Annotated in this window: 13 protein-coding genes; 7 read left to right on the top strand and 6 right to left on the bottom strand. The window is 33.0% G+C overall.

Going from position 1 to position 15023, the window contains the following annotated elements:
• The first annotated feature begins 15 nt into the window (after positions 1–15).
• The 3 genes from LEM02_RS03060 to LEM02_RS03050 all read left to right on the top strand — a co-directional run bounded on the left by LEM02_RS03060 (position 16) and on the right by LEM02_RS03050 (position 2838).
• Positions 16–606: a COQ9 family protein gene (locus LEM02_RS03060; protein WP_226079664.1), complete on the top strand. Its 591-nt coding sequence runs from the start codon at positions 16–18 to the stop codon at positions 604–606.
• A gap of 302 nt (positions 607–908) precedes the next feature.
• A complete protein-coding gene (locus LEM02_RS03055) occupies positions 909–1190 on the top strand; it encodes a helix-turn-helix domain-containing protein (protein ID WP_226079663.1) in 282 nt (93 codons plus the stop codon).
• Positions 1191–1497: 307 nt separating this feature from the next.
• Positions 1498–2838 (top strand): ankyrin repeat domain-containing protein, encoded by a 1341-nt coding sequence (locus LEM02_RS03050; RefSeq protein WP_226079662.1) that lies wholly within the window; start codon positions 1498–1500, stop codon positions 2836–2838.
• A 909-nt stretch (positions 2839–3747) separates the two neighbouring features.
• On the opposite strand, the gene LEM02_RS03045 is transcribed toward LEM02_RS03050, so the two are convergent.
• Positions 3748–4785: a class I SAM-dependent methyltransferase gene (locus tag LEM02_RS03045; protein WP_226079695.1), complete on the bottom strand. Its 1038-nt coding sequence runs from the start codon at positions 4783–4785 to the stop codon at positions 3748–3750.
• An 82-nt stretch (positions 4786–4867) separates the two neighbouring features.
• Here LEM02_RS03045 and LEM02_RS03040 point away from each other — a divergent pair, with 82 nt between their 5' ends.
• Both LEM02_RS03040 and LEM02_RS03035 read left to right on the top strand, forming a co-directional pair.
• The gene (locus LEM02_RS03040) at positions 4868–5260 is read left to right on the top strand and encodes a hypothetical protein (RefSeq protein WP_226079661.1); all 393 of its coding nucleotides are present in this window, start codon (positions 4868–4870) and stop codon (positions 5258–5260) included.
• Positions 5261–5542, top strand: a complete 282-nt coding sequence (locus LEM02_RS03035; RefSeq protein WP_007302102.1) for a DUF2610 domain-containing protein — start codon at positions 5261–5263, stop codon at positions 5540–5542.
• Here LEM02_RS03035 and dapD read toward each other — a convergent pair whose 3' ends face one another.
• Positions 5543–6385 (bottom strand): 2,3,4,5-tetrahydropyridine-2,6-dicarboxylate N-succinyltransferase, encoded by an 843-nt coding sequence (gene dapD, locus LEM02_RS03030; RefSeq protein ID WP_226079660.1) that lies wholly within the window; start codon positions 6383–6385, stop codon positions 5543–5545.
• Between the two features lie 38 nt (positions 6386–6423).
• Between dapD and LEM02_RS03025 the strand changes: the two genes are divergently transcribed.
• Both LEM02_RS03025 and sdhA read left to right on the top strand, forming a co-directional pair.
• Entirely contained in the window at positions 6424–6834 is a 411-nt protein-coding gene (locus LEM02_RS03025) for a zinc-ribbon domain-containing protein (protein WP_226079659.1), read from the top strand.
• A 287-nt stretch (positions 6835–7121) separates the two neighbouring features.
• On the top strand, positions 7122–8921 hold the full coding sequence (gene sdhA / locus LEM02_RS03015; protein WP_226079657.1) for a succinate dehydrogenase flavoprotein subunit: 1800 nt from the start codon (positions 7122–7124) through the stop codon (positions 8919–8921).
• Here sdhA and LEM02_RS03010 read toward each other — a convergent pair.
• The 4 genes from LEM02_RS03010 to LEM02_RS02995 all read right to left on the bottom strand — a co-directional run bounded on the left by LEM02_RS03010 (position 8893) and on the right by LEM02_RS02995 (position 14799).
• Positions 8893–11178, bottom strand: a complete 2286-nt coding sequence (locus tag LEM02_RS03010) for an ankyrin repeat domain-containing protein (protein WP_226079656.1) — start codon at positions 11176–11178, stop codon at positions 8893–8895. The two genes, sdhA and LEM02_RS03010, sit on opposite strands and share 29 nt — an antisense overlap.
• Before the next feature lie 250 nt (positions 11179–11428).
• Positions 11429–12037, bottom strand: a complete 609-nt coding sequence (gene gmk / locus LEM02_RS03005) for a guanylate kinase (protein WP_226079655.1) — start codon at positions 12035–12037, stop codon at positions 11429–11431.
• Positions 12038–12071: 34 nt separating this feature from the next.
• Positions 12072–13841, bottom strand: a complete 1770-nt coding sequence (locus LEM02_RS03000; protein WP_226079654.1) for a pentapeptide repeat-containing protein — start codon at positions 13839–13841, stop codon at positions 12072–12074.
• Positions 13825–14799, bottom strand: a complete 975-nt coding sequence (locus tag LEM02_RS02995; protein WP_226079653.1) for an ankyrin repeat domain-containing protein — start codon at positions 14797–14799, stop codon at positions 13825–13827. Before LEM02_RS02995 ends, LEM02_RS03000 begins: the two co-directional genes overlap by 17 nt.
• Between the last annotated feature and the right edge of the window lie 224 nt (positions 14800–15023).

The following is a 15023-nucleotide window of genomic DNA, read 5'->3' as shown; positions in this document are numbered from 1 at the left end:
TTAGTATAATATTGTATGGAACAAAAGTTAATAGTAGATGAGCTGATTAAGGTTATTCCATTTGAAGGAATAAGTAATGCAACCTTATTGAAAGTGTGCACGAACCTTAACCTAGCCAATAGTTTTTGTAAATTTCAAAATGGAATATATAGTGCTTTGGAGTACATAGCAGAGGACTTAAATAGCTCAATGGAAACTGAACTTTGGAATTCCAATTTAGAAGATATGAAGGTAAGAGAGCGGATAAAGTTAGCTGTCCAAATACGCCTTTCAAACTATGCTAAGTTACCAAATTACAGAGAGTTTTTAAAAAATGTTTTATTATTCTCTATATTACCCCAAAATACATATTTTTCTAGTAAACTCTTGTACAGAACTGTTAGCACGATTTGGTATGGCATTTATGATCAATCAACAGATTTTAACTACTATACAAAAAGAGCAATATTAGCTGGAGTGTACTTAAGTACGATACTTTTTTTTATCAATGATTATTCAGAAGATTTTGCAGATACCCTGTCGTTTCTTGACAAACGTATCAACAATGTCATGACATTTCAAAAGTTTAAAACCCGTTTGAATAGAATGGTAAGAAACTTCTTATAGCCTCTTTACTTATACGAGTTACTCGTATTTATACCTAAAGCTGCCTTGATTTTTATGTTAAGATAATTGAACATCCACTAACAGTGAGCTTAATAAAGAACTTGATTGAAAGCAATACATTAGAAAGTAGTTTTGCTGGAAACTTGAAGTAGACAGAATTTATACACATAAAGCTGATTCATGTACAAAAGTATCTGTTCAGATACACGACTAATGCTGTGTGATCCATAGAGGTTATTACAATAAGAATGTAGGATCAAATAGAAATTTGGATTTGCAGTAGTTTATAGACCTTATTACAATTGCAAAGGATAAATTCTAGGGTTAAACTACGTCTGAGTTGGATAAAACTATACAAAGAGTTGGGTCATGCAGGAAAGGTATGTCAGCATTATGGTATTTCACGTTTTACCTTACGTAAATGGTACAAACGTTATGAAGAGTTAGGTGAAAAAGGATTAGTAGATCTCAGTAGTAAGCCTAAAACTTCACCTTTGCAAAAGATCAATGAATCAAATGAGCAGCTTATTCTTCATCTAAGACAAACTAGAAAGCTAGGGGCAAGGCGTATTCAACCGAGTTAAGATGTCTATATGATTTATCCTTGTCATTGGCTACTATACACAAAATTTTCAAAAAACATGGTGTAAGTCTTCTGCATGTTAAACGTCATTATCGCAAACAGGTCAAGCGTTATAACTGTAAAGTACCTGGAGAGCGTGTGCAGATGGATGTGTGCAAAATATCGTCAGGGCTTTATTCAGGAAATTGTGGACTTTAATATATCGGAATTTAGTAACTTCAATAAATTGTGATATATCTCTTATAGATTCATTCAAACTTAATTAAGTGGGAGTATTGTTAATGCGAAAAGGGTTTAATTAAAATGGTATGGCGTGTGAGGAAGACATACATCAATTGGTAGAAAGTGGATTTGATATTAACTCAAAAGATGCAAGCGGAGTCACTCTCTTGCATAAGTTTACAAAAGAAGGCGATTTAGTTGGAGTAAAATCATTATTAGAGCACGAAGCTGACTTTAATGTTGTGGACAACGAAAATAGAAATCCACTGCATTATGCTATTATGCATGGACACAAAAAAATTGCTAAACTTCTTGTTAATCAACTGACAATTAATTCTAGAGATAAAAATGGATTTACTCCACTTCACCTTGCTACACTACAAGATGACACAGAATTAATGGATTTTTTAATAACAAAAGGCGCAAAAATTAATGAAAAAGATGCTGAAGAAGGCTATACTCCTCTTCACATAGCTTCATTATACGGTTCTAAAAAGAGCGTCCAGATTTTAATTGATAGCGGAGCAAATCTTGAATGTGAAGATAACAACTTTCGTACTCCTTTATTTTTGACCATTTATCAATGTACTACACATTATGAAAGTAGAGCAGAGATTATAGAATATCTGATAAAGAAAGGTGCAAACATAGAAGCAAAAGATGCAGAAAATAATACTACGCTTTTTCTAGCAGCATATAACAACAAAATGCAACTGGTAAAGCTTATTGTAAAGCAAGCAAAAGCTAGGTTAAAAGAGTTTATTTGCACAAAAAACAAACATGGTTTTGATGCACTGGATTGCGCTATTGAGCATAACAATAGGCAAATGGTAACATTTCTTGTTTCAAAGGGAATAGAAGCAGATGACCAAGATTGTAACGGTAACACCAGGTTACATAAAGCTAGCTATAATGGTGATACTAAAGCAGTTAAGTTCTTATTGGAGCTTAAGGTAAACGTTAATGCCGTAACTAGATGCAACAGAACTCCTCTGCTACTTGCAGCTAAAAAAGGCCATGTAGAAATTGTAAGAATGTTATTAGCAGTAAAAGCCAATATGAATATTTGTGATCAACAAGGTTTTACACCTCTGCATCTTACTATTAAAAAGGATTATTTTGACATAGCTCAGCTGTTAATAGAAAAAGGGGCAATTAAGTGTAGTAACAGTTATACTGCAATAGATATATTTATTAACAAGGCTCATAGCAAAAAAAATATTGAAGAAAATTACAAAAAATTTTGTAGGTTTTTGATACTTTATTTGAAGGAGCTAAATAATAAACACAAAGCCTTTTGTGTACTTTCAATCCTAGCTCTAAGCTTAACAATTATAGGTTTACCATTTATTTTCAAACCTATTATTAAATATAGAGAAAGAAGTAAAGTATATAAAAAAATTAGGGCTATGCTGATCTATATTTAAGTATAACAGGAGAACTAAGCTAATATATGACAATTATCTGCTCGATAAAAATGGAATTAAATGTATCCGTTTAGCAGAGTGGCAAAATAAAATAGACAAAACCATAAAAATAAATGGTGTCATGCAATTTGAGCTTCGGCATAGATCCCACATAAATTTTTTGGTACATATTTTTTCAACATTAATTTCGTATTCCATTCAAAGAATATTAATATTGGCATATAAGTGTGAATATTATGCTAATATAATTACTTTTTAGGTATACATGGCAAATTTATGCCTGGAAACAGTTTTTCCTACACTTTCTTTATAAAAATCACAGGTGCCTGTTATTAGCTAAAGTAAAGGTCAAGTATCTGGAATTCTGGACATAAAATCCTCCTGTATAAAAAGATTAGAAAAAAATGCAGCGCACATATGACAGACCGCTGAAAAAGATACGCTACGTTTTTTATTGAAAAGTTAACTGAAAGTCTGCAGACAAAGATAGATTTTGAGCTCTTAAAATATCTCTAATTGTCATTATAATCAGATTCAAAATATGCGGAAGTAATTTTTTTGACAATAGATTTATTGCATAGCCAAGTGTCATTCCAGCTGGGATTCAACTAAACACTTTACAACGTTGCGCGAAAAGGCTGGATGCCAGTGTCAGCTACTTGCATGACATCGTCTTGGATGAAAATCAGTACGTGATGCACCAAAAATTGTGCATCAAAAGGGTGTCATTTGAGTAACTTTTTTGTTGTCATGCCAGTGTTAGCTACTTTCATGACACCTATTTGTTCCTATGATAGTCTTATCTGTCTATCTTATTTTGCTACTCTGCTGAACAGATACGTTTCTTTTACCTTTTTTATTCTGTAAATTTTTTAGTATTTGTATGTTTAACATAAGAACTACACAAGACTACAAATGGTGAATCAGCATTACCTTAAAGAGAGTACCCATATTTTCAGTTAACCTTAAAAATTCACTGAAGATCTTATTCTTCTGTTCATTACTTGCATTTTCCATTAAAGCTTGCGCTCTTTCCTTTATACCAAACAAATATAAAAATTCTCTTTGAGTTAAAATCTCACAATTTAAGTATTTTAATGAATCTTTTAACGCTTGAAAGTTTACAAGTGCAGTAATATCACTGTTACCAATATTTTCAAGAAAATTAGCATACTGATGCTGCCTTATCGATTGCAAAGTGCTCTTGTATGAAGGATATATATAGCCATAATCCATGATCAAAGCAGCTCCTCCATTATTGACTATCTTCTTCTCAAGCTTTCTTAATATTTCAATTCCAGTTAAGCATACTTCTACTACCGCACCATTAAAAAGTTTTCCATTTGTTATCTGAATAGATGATGCTGGAACACATGATCCTTTTCTTCTGGATTTGAGTGTCAAACACTGACCGCCATCCTGTTTCATCACTCTATTTTCATACCACTGCCCATCACGATAAACAAACTGATCAATTGGAAGAGCATCAAATAACTCATTTGCAAAAAAAATAGTTGGCTGATTTGGTAAGTTGTTGACATTTGTGTGCCAGTTAATATCTAATCCCTTTAATTTTCCCTTTTGTGTTTTCTGTAAAAGAGGACTTATTTCAATTAGGTGAATGTTCATTGAGCTAAAAAAACAGCTGTATTTTTTAGTAACTCTTATTATATCGTGAATGAGTGTTCCTTTACCTGGTCCAAGTTCAACTAGAGAAAATTTTGATGGCTTTCCTAATTTTTCCCATGTATGCATTACCCAAACTGCGATTGTTTCTCCAAATAATTGACTAATTTCAGGTGCAGTAATAAAATCACCATCTTTACCAAGTGGTAATTTATTCATGTAATAGCCGTACTCTTTATGATATAGAGCAGCGTTCATAAAATCACTGATGGATATTGATCCTTGGCTTTTATCAATTAATTCGTGTATATAAGTGAGCATATTATTAATAAACATTTAACTATAGCGTGCCATACTATAAAATAGTGGAGTATTTATATATATAATATAAGTTTAAAGACATATGAGTAGTAGTGCTTTGGTTATGGACAATCAAGATACGGATTATGTTACCCTTATACCTCAAGATGATGGTATTGAATATAAATTTAAAGAAGCTATCAATTTTGTAGAAAATAAGGTTGTAAGTGCTGACGGATTGACTTTAGCAGAAATATTTCAAGCGCTAGTTCGAATGTTAAATGGTGATCTAGAATTAGTAAAAAAAGTGCTAGCATGTGCTAATGTTATGGTAAAGCATGGAATGAGGGTAGCAAAAGAGTCACAATTGAACAGAGCTGATGTTCGTCGAGCTTTAGAAGGCAAAGAAAGTATGCTCAATAGACAAGATTTTATCAAAAAACCATCTCTCCCACCTGCTATAAAATCGATTAAAAAGAAAAGTAGAGGTCTTTAAATGGCTGAGTCTATAAAAAAATTTACTGTACAGTGTGATTTCAAAGGACAGAATGCACCTTTTGCAGTATATATAGGAAATCCAAAGGGTGATACTCATCCAATTCACCATCAAGATTCATGGCTTGCAAAGGAGCGTGGAGGAAACATTCCTAATAAAGTTAAAGAAAGTTTGCAAAAATTATACAAGCTGTCTCAAGAAAACGGGATCTCTTTTCCAGAATTATGCGCATATGCCATTACTATAGTTAGTAATAATGATAAAAAAAGTGACGGTAAGTAGTTAGATTCTCAATATTTCATTTATAGAAGTTTTTGATCTTGTCTTCTTGTCCACTTTTTTTACTATAACTGCGCAATAGGTTGAAATGTTGTTTTTAGGTGGAGTAGATCCTGGTACAACTACAGAGTAAGGTGGTACTTCACCATAAAATATCTTGCTTGTTTCTCTGTCAATAATTTTTGTTGATGCTCCAATAAACACACCCATGCCAAGAACTGATCCTTCTCTTATTATGACACCTTCGGCTACCTCACTGCGCGCTCCAATGAAGCAATTATCTTCTATAATGACTGGAGAAGCTTGAATAGGCTCGAGAACTCCGCCTATTCCCACTCCACCGGAAATATGGCAATTTTTTCCTATTTGTGCACAACTACCAACTGTTGACCAAGTGTCTATCATTGTACCAGAATCAATGTATGCACCAACGTTGATAAAGCTTGGCATTAGAACAACATTTTTACCTATGTAAGCAGATTGGCGGACAAAACATCCAGGGACTGCTCTAATTTTTGACTGGTAAAATTTTTCCTCATTCCATTCACTAAACTTGCTACCAATTTTGTCAAACCAGCAATTGGTATTGTCTATTATTTTGCTTTCCTCAGTGAGAAAATGTAATAATATTGACTGCTTTATCCACTTATGTACTATCCATTCTCCACTTGATAGCTTTTCTGCTACTCTAATTTTACCACTGTCAAGTAACTCAATTACCTCTTTGATTATTAATCTTGCTTCGTGTTTTAGATTATAGTCGTTAAGTTTTTCTTTATCTTTCCAAATATTTTCTATCTCATCTTGTAATTTTTTAGTTGCAAATTTTTCATTTATTATATACATATTGACATCAAGTTTATATTATTTTATACGTAAGCACTATGAAAATACAATGTCATAATTGTACTAAAACTTACTTAATATCTCGTGGGCAAATAGGTGAATCTGGAAGAAAAGTGAAATGTACAAACTGCAATCACATGTGGCACGAGTATCTAAAAGAAATGTCAAGTGAATTGTGCCCTGCTAGTATACAAGAAAAAAAAGCTAACTGGAGGCAAAGTTTAACTCTAGCTTTTGCAACAGTTGCAGGGTTATGCGTTATAATTGTTGGTGGTATCTTTCCAGGAGAGGTAAGTAAGATATATAAAGCAGTTAGTGCATATAAAGATTCAATAAGCCATAAATTAGGATACAAAAAAGTGCAAACGGAAAATTCAAGTGCGAGAGAACTTGTTGTAAATGAGTTTTATCAAGATTACCTTTTTCTATCTAATTTTAGATCTAATTAAATAGGCATAAGTCATCAATGTTATGCAAGTAACTACACTTACTCCTCTATGATAGTGTTATCCCAGTGCTCAGACACTGGGATCCAGGAATTTTGATTGTGGATAAGCATATCAAACGGTTTGGTATAATAGAAGTCGGATTCCAGTGTCAGCTACTTTCATAACACCCTATGGTTGTTATGACATTATTTACTATAGGTTTGTTTCAGAAGCTTACATTTGGAAAACTAGTATAGATTTTTCCTATTATGTGCTACTATAAGCCTGTAATGATAAAATAAGTGAATATGGATAAGTCAGAATACGAAATCATAGAACATGAATATGATGTGGTAATAGTAGGTGCAGGAGGAGCGGGGCTTAGAGCAACACTTGGAATGGCTGCAACTAATTTTTCAGTTGCCTGCATTTCTAAAATTTTCCCTACACGAAGTCATACAGTTGCAGCGCAAGGAGGAATTAGTGCAGCTTTGAGTAATATTGCTGAAGATGACTGGCGCTGGCATGCATATGATACAATAAAAGGTTCAGACTGGCTTGGCGATCAAGATGCAATAGAGTATATGTGTAAAAATGCTGCAAAAGCTGTGATTGAACTTGAAAATTTTGGTGTACCCTTTTCTCGTACGGAAGATGGAAAAATATATCAGCGTGCCTTTGGTGGAATGACAACTCACTTTGGTAAAGGAAAATCGGCTCAGCGTACTTGTGCAGCAGCAGATAAAACTGGGCATGCAATTCTTCATACTCTATATCAGCAATGTCTTAAATTTAACGCTGAATTTTTTGTTGAATATTTTGTAATCGATTTGATTATGGACAAAGGGACATGCTGTGGGGTGATAGCTTGGTCGCTGTGTGATGGTACGTTGCATAGATTTCGTGCACATTCTGTGGTAATAGCAACAGGTGGTTATGGACGTGTTTATTTTTCTGCAACAAGTGCACACACCTGCACAGGTGATGGTAATGGCATGGTGGTGAGAGCTGGGTTGCCACTTGAAGATATGGAATTTGTGCAATTTCATCCAACAGGAATATATGGCTCAGGGTGCTTGATGACGGAAGGATGCCGCGGTGAAGGTGGGTACCTCGTTAATTCTCAGGGTGAGAAGTTTATGGAACGTTATGCGCCAAAGGCAAAAGATTTGGCTTCTCGTGATGTAGTAAGTCGAGCAATGACAATTGAAATTAGAGAGGGAAGGGGAGTTGGGCCAAAGAAAGATCACATGTACTTGAATATAGCCCATCTTGATCCGGAAGTAATAAAGCTCAGATTGCCAGGTATTAGTGAAACAGCAAAGACCTTTGCAGGAGTTGATGTTACTAAAGATCCGATACCTGTTATTCCAACTGTTCACTATAACATGGGAGGTATTCCAACCAACTATCATGGGGAAGTGATCACGTTGCAAAAAGGTAAAGAAGAAGTGGTAGAAGGATTATTTGCAATAGGAGAGGCAGCATGTGTTTCTGTACATGGTGCAAATCGACTAGGTTCCAACTCGCTTCTTGATCTTGTGGTTTTTGGTAGAGCTGCCGCGCTTAGGGCAAAAGAAAAATTGAAACCTGATACACCACATAAAAAATTGCATTCAGACTGCACAGACTTGATAGTAGATAGATTTAATAAAATGCGATTTGCTTCTGGAGAGTTCAAAGTAGCAAAAATACGAAGTGAAATGCAGCACACTATGCAGAAATATGCATCGGTATTCCGTGTTGCTGAAGTTTTAGAGGAAGGTAAAAAAGCTATAAAAGAAGTAGCAAAAATGATGCCTAACATTGCAGTTGAAGATCGCAGTATGATATGGAATAGTGATTTGGTTGAAGCGCTGGAGCTTGCCAATATGATTCCACAAGCAGTTATTACCATGGAATGCGCAGCTAATCGCGAGGAAAGCAGGGGTGCTCATGCTCGTGAAGATTTCCCTGAACGTGATGATAAAAACTGGATGAAGCATACTATAGCATGGCTTAAAGAAGAGAAAAGCCAAGTTAGTGTAGAAATTGACTATAAAAAAGTTGCTGAAAAAACTCTGAGCGATGAGATTGATTTCATCGCCCCGGAAAAGAGAATTTATTAGTTAACCCATCTGGTTTATTTATAAATTGACGTAGTATTGATACATAGCTCATTTGAGTAGCTGGGCTTTCTGTATGCTCCGATTGATTTGACGATCTTTGTACTTCTTGCTCTGCTGAGTTGTTAGCTAAATTTTGTTGTTCAGTAACATTTTCAGGTTGTGTTGCAGTTTGGAGATTATCTTTACTGGTTTGCTGATCGTTGGTTAATTCTTTAACATGTTTCCTAATGCCGCTAAGTCCCAAAGTGACTATCAGACAGACCGTGCCCGTTATAGCTATGATGGGTAACGCTGCTCCAATTGCAATTTGTCCTTGGAAGCAAGAAAGTGTTACCATCGTAATAATAGTAGTTGCTACTGTAATTGCTAACAATATGCTAGCTCTTCTGCCAGGATCAATGCATTTCCATGCAGCTTTGAGGCCATCTCCTGTTTTGTGTAGAATATGCTGACATTTTTTTGAAAAAGTTCTAACGTTATATTTTTTTTCAAGTTTTTTCCTTAGTTCTTTAGCTTTTACCTTTCCTTCTTGTGGAGTTTTTGAGTAATTTTCTAAATTACGTAAAGTGCAATAATATTTTTCAGTATGAAATTCTCGATCTTTTAGTTTCAGAGAACGGGAATCAGCACCTATTTCTAGCAGCTTTGCACAAAACTTTGTTGTATTGTCGTACTTTTTCCCTAGATCAAAAATTGTTTTCACTTGCGAAAGGTGGTTGCCTTTTTCTGCTTTTTTTGTTAGTGATACTTGTAGCGGTGTTCGTCCTTCTTCGTTAATGGCCTTTATGACCTTACCTAACTGATCTTCAGATATTTCTTTTTCTTTTACTAAACTGGAAATCAACTCCAAACATGCAACCTTTTGTTCTCCTTTTAGCGAAGCAATATAGTGCAAAGCATTATTACCCTCTTTGTCTTGAGCAGTAATATCAGCGCCATTTTGGAGAAATAACTCTAAGGCTTTATATCTATTTGTTTTTTCAAATTTTTTATCTGTACATGATCGATCTTCATTTTTTTCTTTTATATGCTGGAATAAATAATAAAGAGGTGTTTGTTTTGCTGTATTTTCAGCATTTATAGCTTTTTTAAACTGTGCTTTAAGATACTCTTTTTCTTCCTCCTTACTTACATTTAATATTATATTTGAAAATTCAAACTTTCGTTTTTGCTTTAATTCTAAAACTATTAGATGTAAAGCATTATTACCATCTGTATCTTTCAGGCTAATATCTGCTCCTTTTTGCAATAACTCCTTAAAGGATTTCTCATCTTTATTTTTAATTGCTAAATGTAATTGATAATTATCATTACTATCTGGAGTATTTATGGTATGGGCTATAACTTCTTCAACTTTTGTTTTTATTTCTGGTTTTCGCTCAGCCAATTTCTCTAAAAATTTAAGATAGTATTCATTTTGCTTTTTAGATAATTTTTCTAAATCCTCTGTAGGTAAGCTTAGCTTGGCTCCATACTTTAACAATTTTGCAAGAAACTTAAGTGTATTATCGCTACTTCTAACTGTATTAGACTCATGTTTCCCTTTTATTATCTTGTTAATTAGTGCTACCTGAAAAGGAGTCTTTCCTTCTTGATTTTCGCTATCAACAAGTTGTACTAAATTTTTCTCGTTAGCTATTTTTATCAAGGTATCTAGAAACTTAAGCTTTTGTTTCTTTTCGAGCGATGTAATAAGGTGTAAAATATTATTTCCTTTTTCATCTGTTATGCCACTGACACTTGTGCAATCTTTTAGATATTTTCTAAATTTCCTGTTGTTTCCATTTTGGATTGCATTTAGTAATTGAACGTCATTATCAGAATCCGATATTCCGTTTATTTCATCTTCAAAATCGCTATCAGAATCTGATATTCCGTTCATTTCATCTTCAAAATCGCTACCGTAGCCACTGTCTTGTTCATTGTACCTACTCAAACAACTTTTAGTGATTTCAGAAATTACTTGCTCTTTTGTTTCATTTGATATTTTTTTTGATCGTTCTACTACTTCACCTAGCACTGGAAGGAAGCACTGGATATAATACCTATAATATTTTTCCTGTTCTCTAAGCGATGCTTCTAATTTAATTAATACTTCAGGGCTAGCACCTTCCTTAAGTAACCTTTTGCATTCCTTAAGTGTTCCATCTCGACCTCTTGGTTTTTCATGCTTATGTTTTTCTTTTTTTACCTTTCTCTCTATAGTTTCATACAATTGCTTGTCTTTAGTAACTAATACACTTAGATCTATACCCATACTAAAACCTCAATATTAAAGCTACTTGGCGTTAGCGTTTCAACTAACAACCTATTGAATTGGACTTTTAAATTGAGTTAGATGTTATCGAAATATAGGTGGAAAGCTAGTTTCTACTAGAAAATCTGTTGTCATAATCAAATCCCCACTTTAGCACTTGTCTACTATTTTAACTATTTTATCTTAAAAAATAATAAATGTGGCTAAACTGTGAAGCATGAGTGCTGCTAAAAGAGATAAACAAATATTTTTATAGATCTTTCAAACTTGATTTTTCTTCTAATTTTTTAAGCATTCCTTTACTTAGTATTGATTTTATCTCTTCTACGCTTTTATCAAGATCATCATTAACTATGACGTAATCATATTTATTACTTTTACTTATCTCTTTTTGCGCTTCGGCTAATCTACGCTCTATTTCAATTTCATCATCACTATTACGCCTTTGCAGACGCAGTCTAAGCTCTTCCATTGAGGGAGGTAGTATAAAAACACTTACAACTTTTTCTCTTAAGATTTCAAATAAATGAAATGCTCCTTGCCAATCTATATTCAGTAAAACACTTATGCCACTGCTCAGGTTTTGTTCTATAAAATCTTTTGGTATACCGTAAAAATTCTCAAAAACTTTAGCATATTCAAGCATTTGACCAGCCTTACATAGTTCATGAAACTTTTCTTCAGTAACGAAAAAATAGTCTTTTCCATTTACTTCACCGGAACGAGGTTTGCGTGTAGTCATAGAAACAGACATAACTAAATCGGTTGATTGCTCAAGTAATTTTTCTGATATAGTAGTTTTTCCAGCTCCAGAAGGAGAGGATAGAATCAGTAGTATGCCCTCATTTTTTACGGTCATTTTTCTTTATTTAACAAGTACATTATAGAGTTTTTTAAGACTTTGTATTTTTTTTTGAGTCAAAGTTTAAAAGGCTAGAGCCTTCTAAATTAGAATTTGATAAATTAGCATCAACAAGAGAGGAATTATCAAAAATAGTATAACGTAAATCAGCTTTTTCAAGATTTGCCTTATTCAAATTAACGTTTACAAACTTTGCTCTACTTAATATTGAATTAGCAAAATTAGCATTTTCTAAATTCATACCCTTAAACTCAAAGTAAGAATAATTTACATCAAATTTTTTGCCCTGCGATATTTTCTCTTGCAGATCCTTAATCGAAGTTATGGCATTCTCTAGATTTGTAATTTTTGTCTGTCCTTGATTGTCAATCAAAATTGAATTATCAAATTTGCAATCTGTTAAATGAATATCAGCAATTGAACTTTTATATATGCTTGAAGAGAGAAAAGACATATCACTTATTGTCGAATCACTCAAATTGCTAAGAAAAAAACTAGTCTTTCTAAAGGTATTATCATAAAACACAGAGGATTTGAAATCACTTTTAATAAAATTTGAATTAGTGACTTTTAAGTTAGACCAGCTCGAATTATCAGCTAATAATTTGAAGAATATTGAATTTTCTATCTCACTCGAATCCATATTATGGTGGGAAAGAGTACTATTATAAATTTGAGAGTCTTTAATTTTTGTCTTATGAATTGAAGTTCTAGAAAGATCTGAATCTTCTATTTTTGCAGAGGTAAACAATGAATGATCAAAGAACGAACCACTCATGTCAGAATTCACAACTTTAGTATTATGAAACTTTCCATGACAAATGTTAGCATCATAGGTATTAACTTTATACAATTCACTAAAACTAAAATCAATATTAGATAAATCAGCATCCTGAAGGTCTGCTTCGAAAACATATGCATGTTTTATCTTCGAACCATTTAGTATAGATTTAATGAAGTTTGAATTATCCCCTTTCACATAGGAAATTTGTGAATTGCTTAAATTGGCTTTTTCAAAGTTACTATCAACTATAATGGAAGAGTTAAGATAAGCGCTTGAAAGATTGCTACCTGTAAAATCCGATTTTTTTATTTCAGCACCGTATATATTAGCATTTTTTAGTGAAGAAAATTGTATCTTGAGCTTGTGTGCAGCCACTCCAAAGAAACTTGCATTGTCGAAATTATTCTTCTGCATAACAGTATCGTTTATTTCACTATCACTAAAATTTATGTAGCTAGCATTCGAGTTTAATAGATCGGAGAAATTCATTTTTACATTCAAAAATTTGGTATGCAAACCAATTATATTACGCATACTTACTTTGTTGAGATTAGAATTGATAAAGTCAGCATAACTGATATTAGACTGATCAAATATGATATCTGTTAAATTTGTAGAAGCAAATTTTGAAAAACTTAAATTTGTGCCTTTTATTTTAACGCCATGTAAATTAGCATTGGAAAAATTGGCACCACGTAAATCAACATCGATAAAAGACACATCTGATAAATCGGTGTTAGAAAAATCGGCACCAATTAAACTTACTCCATCAAAAATAGATTTGCTTAAATACAATTGACTAAAATTAGCACCATTTAAATTAGGACCAAAACCTTTCTTAAAATCTTGTGGTATGCTGGCTTTATTACACTGTACTAAAAATTTAGCAAAATCTTTTGTATTGTAAGATACGTATTTTACATCGTGCAGAGCACTTAAAAAATCATTGATTGCATCATCTCCATAGCATAAATGACCAACTAAAATTAATATCAAAAGTCTAATTATCTTTTGCATCGCAGGTACTTTCTTTTGTTTTTATAGCAAAGTTATACATCTCTGAGTCTTCTTCATTGTTTATTTCTTTATCCTCTAAAAGGTATGGCATCATTTCAGCAATTGCGTTTATTATGTTGATCTGCTTCCTTTCGATTGCTATTTCAATAGGAGACCTAAGATTATTATCAACTACTCTAGGATCAGCACCTTGTAATAAGAGAAAGCGAACTGTGTCTATTTGACCTTGTTTCACTGCATAAATTAGAGGAGTATCACCCAATTTATTTCTAAATCTTAGTATTTCTTGAATTGTTAATCCAATTTTTTCTAGCTTATTTATTACTCCTCTTAGACAAATTAAGTTGCCCTTCTTGATGCAGTAAAAAAATTGCTTACTGTAATCATCAGTAAATATAGTTTTAGGAAGGTGCTCATTTAGGCTATCATATTGTCTTTTATATATAGACTTGCTTTTATGTTTTTTTATTTCTTTGTTTAGCTTTGTCCATTTTTCGCTTTCTTCATTTTCTTTGTTCACAGGTGTTATATTGTCAGGCTGTTCTTCTTTCTTTTTCTCTGTTAATTGGCTTGTTGAAAGTTCGGTGTCTTTTTTGCTAATCTCCTCTTCAGGCTGTAGGTTTGTTTGATTATTGTAACTGATTTTCTTCTCTTCAGGTTCTTCTTTTTTTTCTTCTAATAAAGGACTTATTGAAAATTCGGTATCTTTTATATTAGTCTCCTCTTCAGACTGTAGGTTTGTTTGATTACTTGAAGGTACTTCTTCATTGATTACATTTGTTGGGTCTGTGCTTTCTTTGAGTTCGCTCAGAAGCGGAGAAGTTTTTTCAGCATCAGTGTTGCTTTTCGATACGTCTTCTTGATTTATACTGCTTTCATTTTTATTTTCTTCAGGCCGTTCTGCAGCAAGCAGGTTAGATATAACAATTAATAGTATGAAGAATGCTTTATATTTCATAAACATTGCAAATATAGGCTTAATTAAAATGATACTATAATCAAATGATTAATCTACAGTAAAAAGTGCTTTAGTTATTGTACAAGTATGATTATGTAAAAATTTATTTTTCTCTTTTATCTAGGTTTTATCTGAAATTGTCATTCGAGTAGCTGACATACAACTGTACGGACATTAAAGAAATCAGTATACAGCTGTATGAACATTGTGGCAATTTGCGTACT

It is taken from the genome of Wolbachia endosymbiont of Tribolium confusum (genome assembly GCF_020405475.1).
In the GTDB taxonomy this organism is placed as follows: Bacteria; Pseudomonadota; Alphaproteobacteria; order Rickettsiales; family Anaplasmataceae; genus Wolbachia.
This window is presented reverse-complemented; position numbering and strand designations above follow the sequence as displayed.

Excerpts from the sequence above, each read along its gene's own strand:
- sdhA (WP_226079657.1), top strand. The coding sequence starts at position 7,122 with ATGGATAAGTCAGAATACGAAATCATAGAACATGAATATGATGTGGTA.
- gmk (WP_226079655.1), bottom strand. The coding sequence starts at position 12,037 with ATGACCGTAAAAAATGAGGGCATACTACTGATTCTATCCTCTCCTTCT.
- LEM02_RS03040 (WP_226079661.1), top strand. The coding sequence starts at position 4,868 with ATGAGTAGTAGTGCTTTGGTTATGGACAATCAAGATACGGATTATGTT.
- LEM02_RS03060 (WP_226079664.1), top strand. The coding sequence starts at position 16 with ATGGAACAAAAGTTAATAGTAGATGAGCTGATTAAGGTTATTCCATTT.
- LEM02_RS03000 (WP_226079654.1), bottom strand. The coding sequence starts at position 13,841 with ATGCAAAAGATAATTAGACTTTTGATATTAATTTTAGTTGGTCATTTA.
- LEM02_RS03025 (WP_226079659.1), top strand. The coding sequence starts at position 6,424 with ATGAAAATACAATGTCATAATTGTACTAAAACTTACTTAATATCTCGT.
- LEM02_RS03045 (WP_226079695.1), bottom strand. The coding sequence starts at position 4,785 with ATGCTCACTTATATACACGAATTAATTGATAAAAGCCAAGGATCAATA.
- LEM02_RS02995 (WP_226079653.1), bottom strand. The coding sequence starts at position 14,799 with ATGAAATATAAAGCATTCTTCATACTATTAATTGTTATATCTAACCTG.
- LEM02_RS03035 (WP_007302102.1), top strand. The coding sequence starts at position 5,261 with ATGGCTGAGTCTATAAAAAAATTTACTGTACAGTGTGATTTCAAAGGA.
- dapD (WP_226079660.1), bottom strand. The coding sequence starts at position 6,385 with ATGTATATAATAAATGAAAAATTTGCAACTAAAAAATTACAAGATGAG.
- LEM02_RS03010 (WP_226079656.1), bottom strand. The coding sequence starts at position 11,178 with ATGGGTATAGATCTAAGTGTATTAGTTACTAAAGACAAGCAATTGTAT.
- LEM02_RS03050 (WP_226079662.1), top strand. The coding sequence starts at position 1,498 with ATGGCGTGTGAGGAAGACATACATCAATTGGTAGAAAGTGGATTTGAT.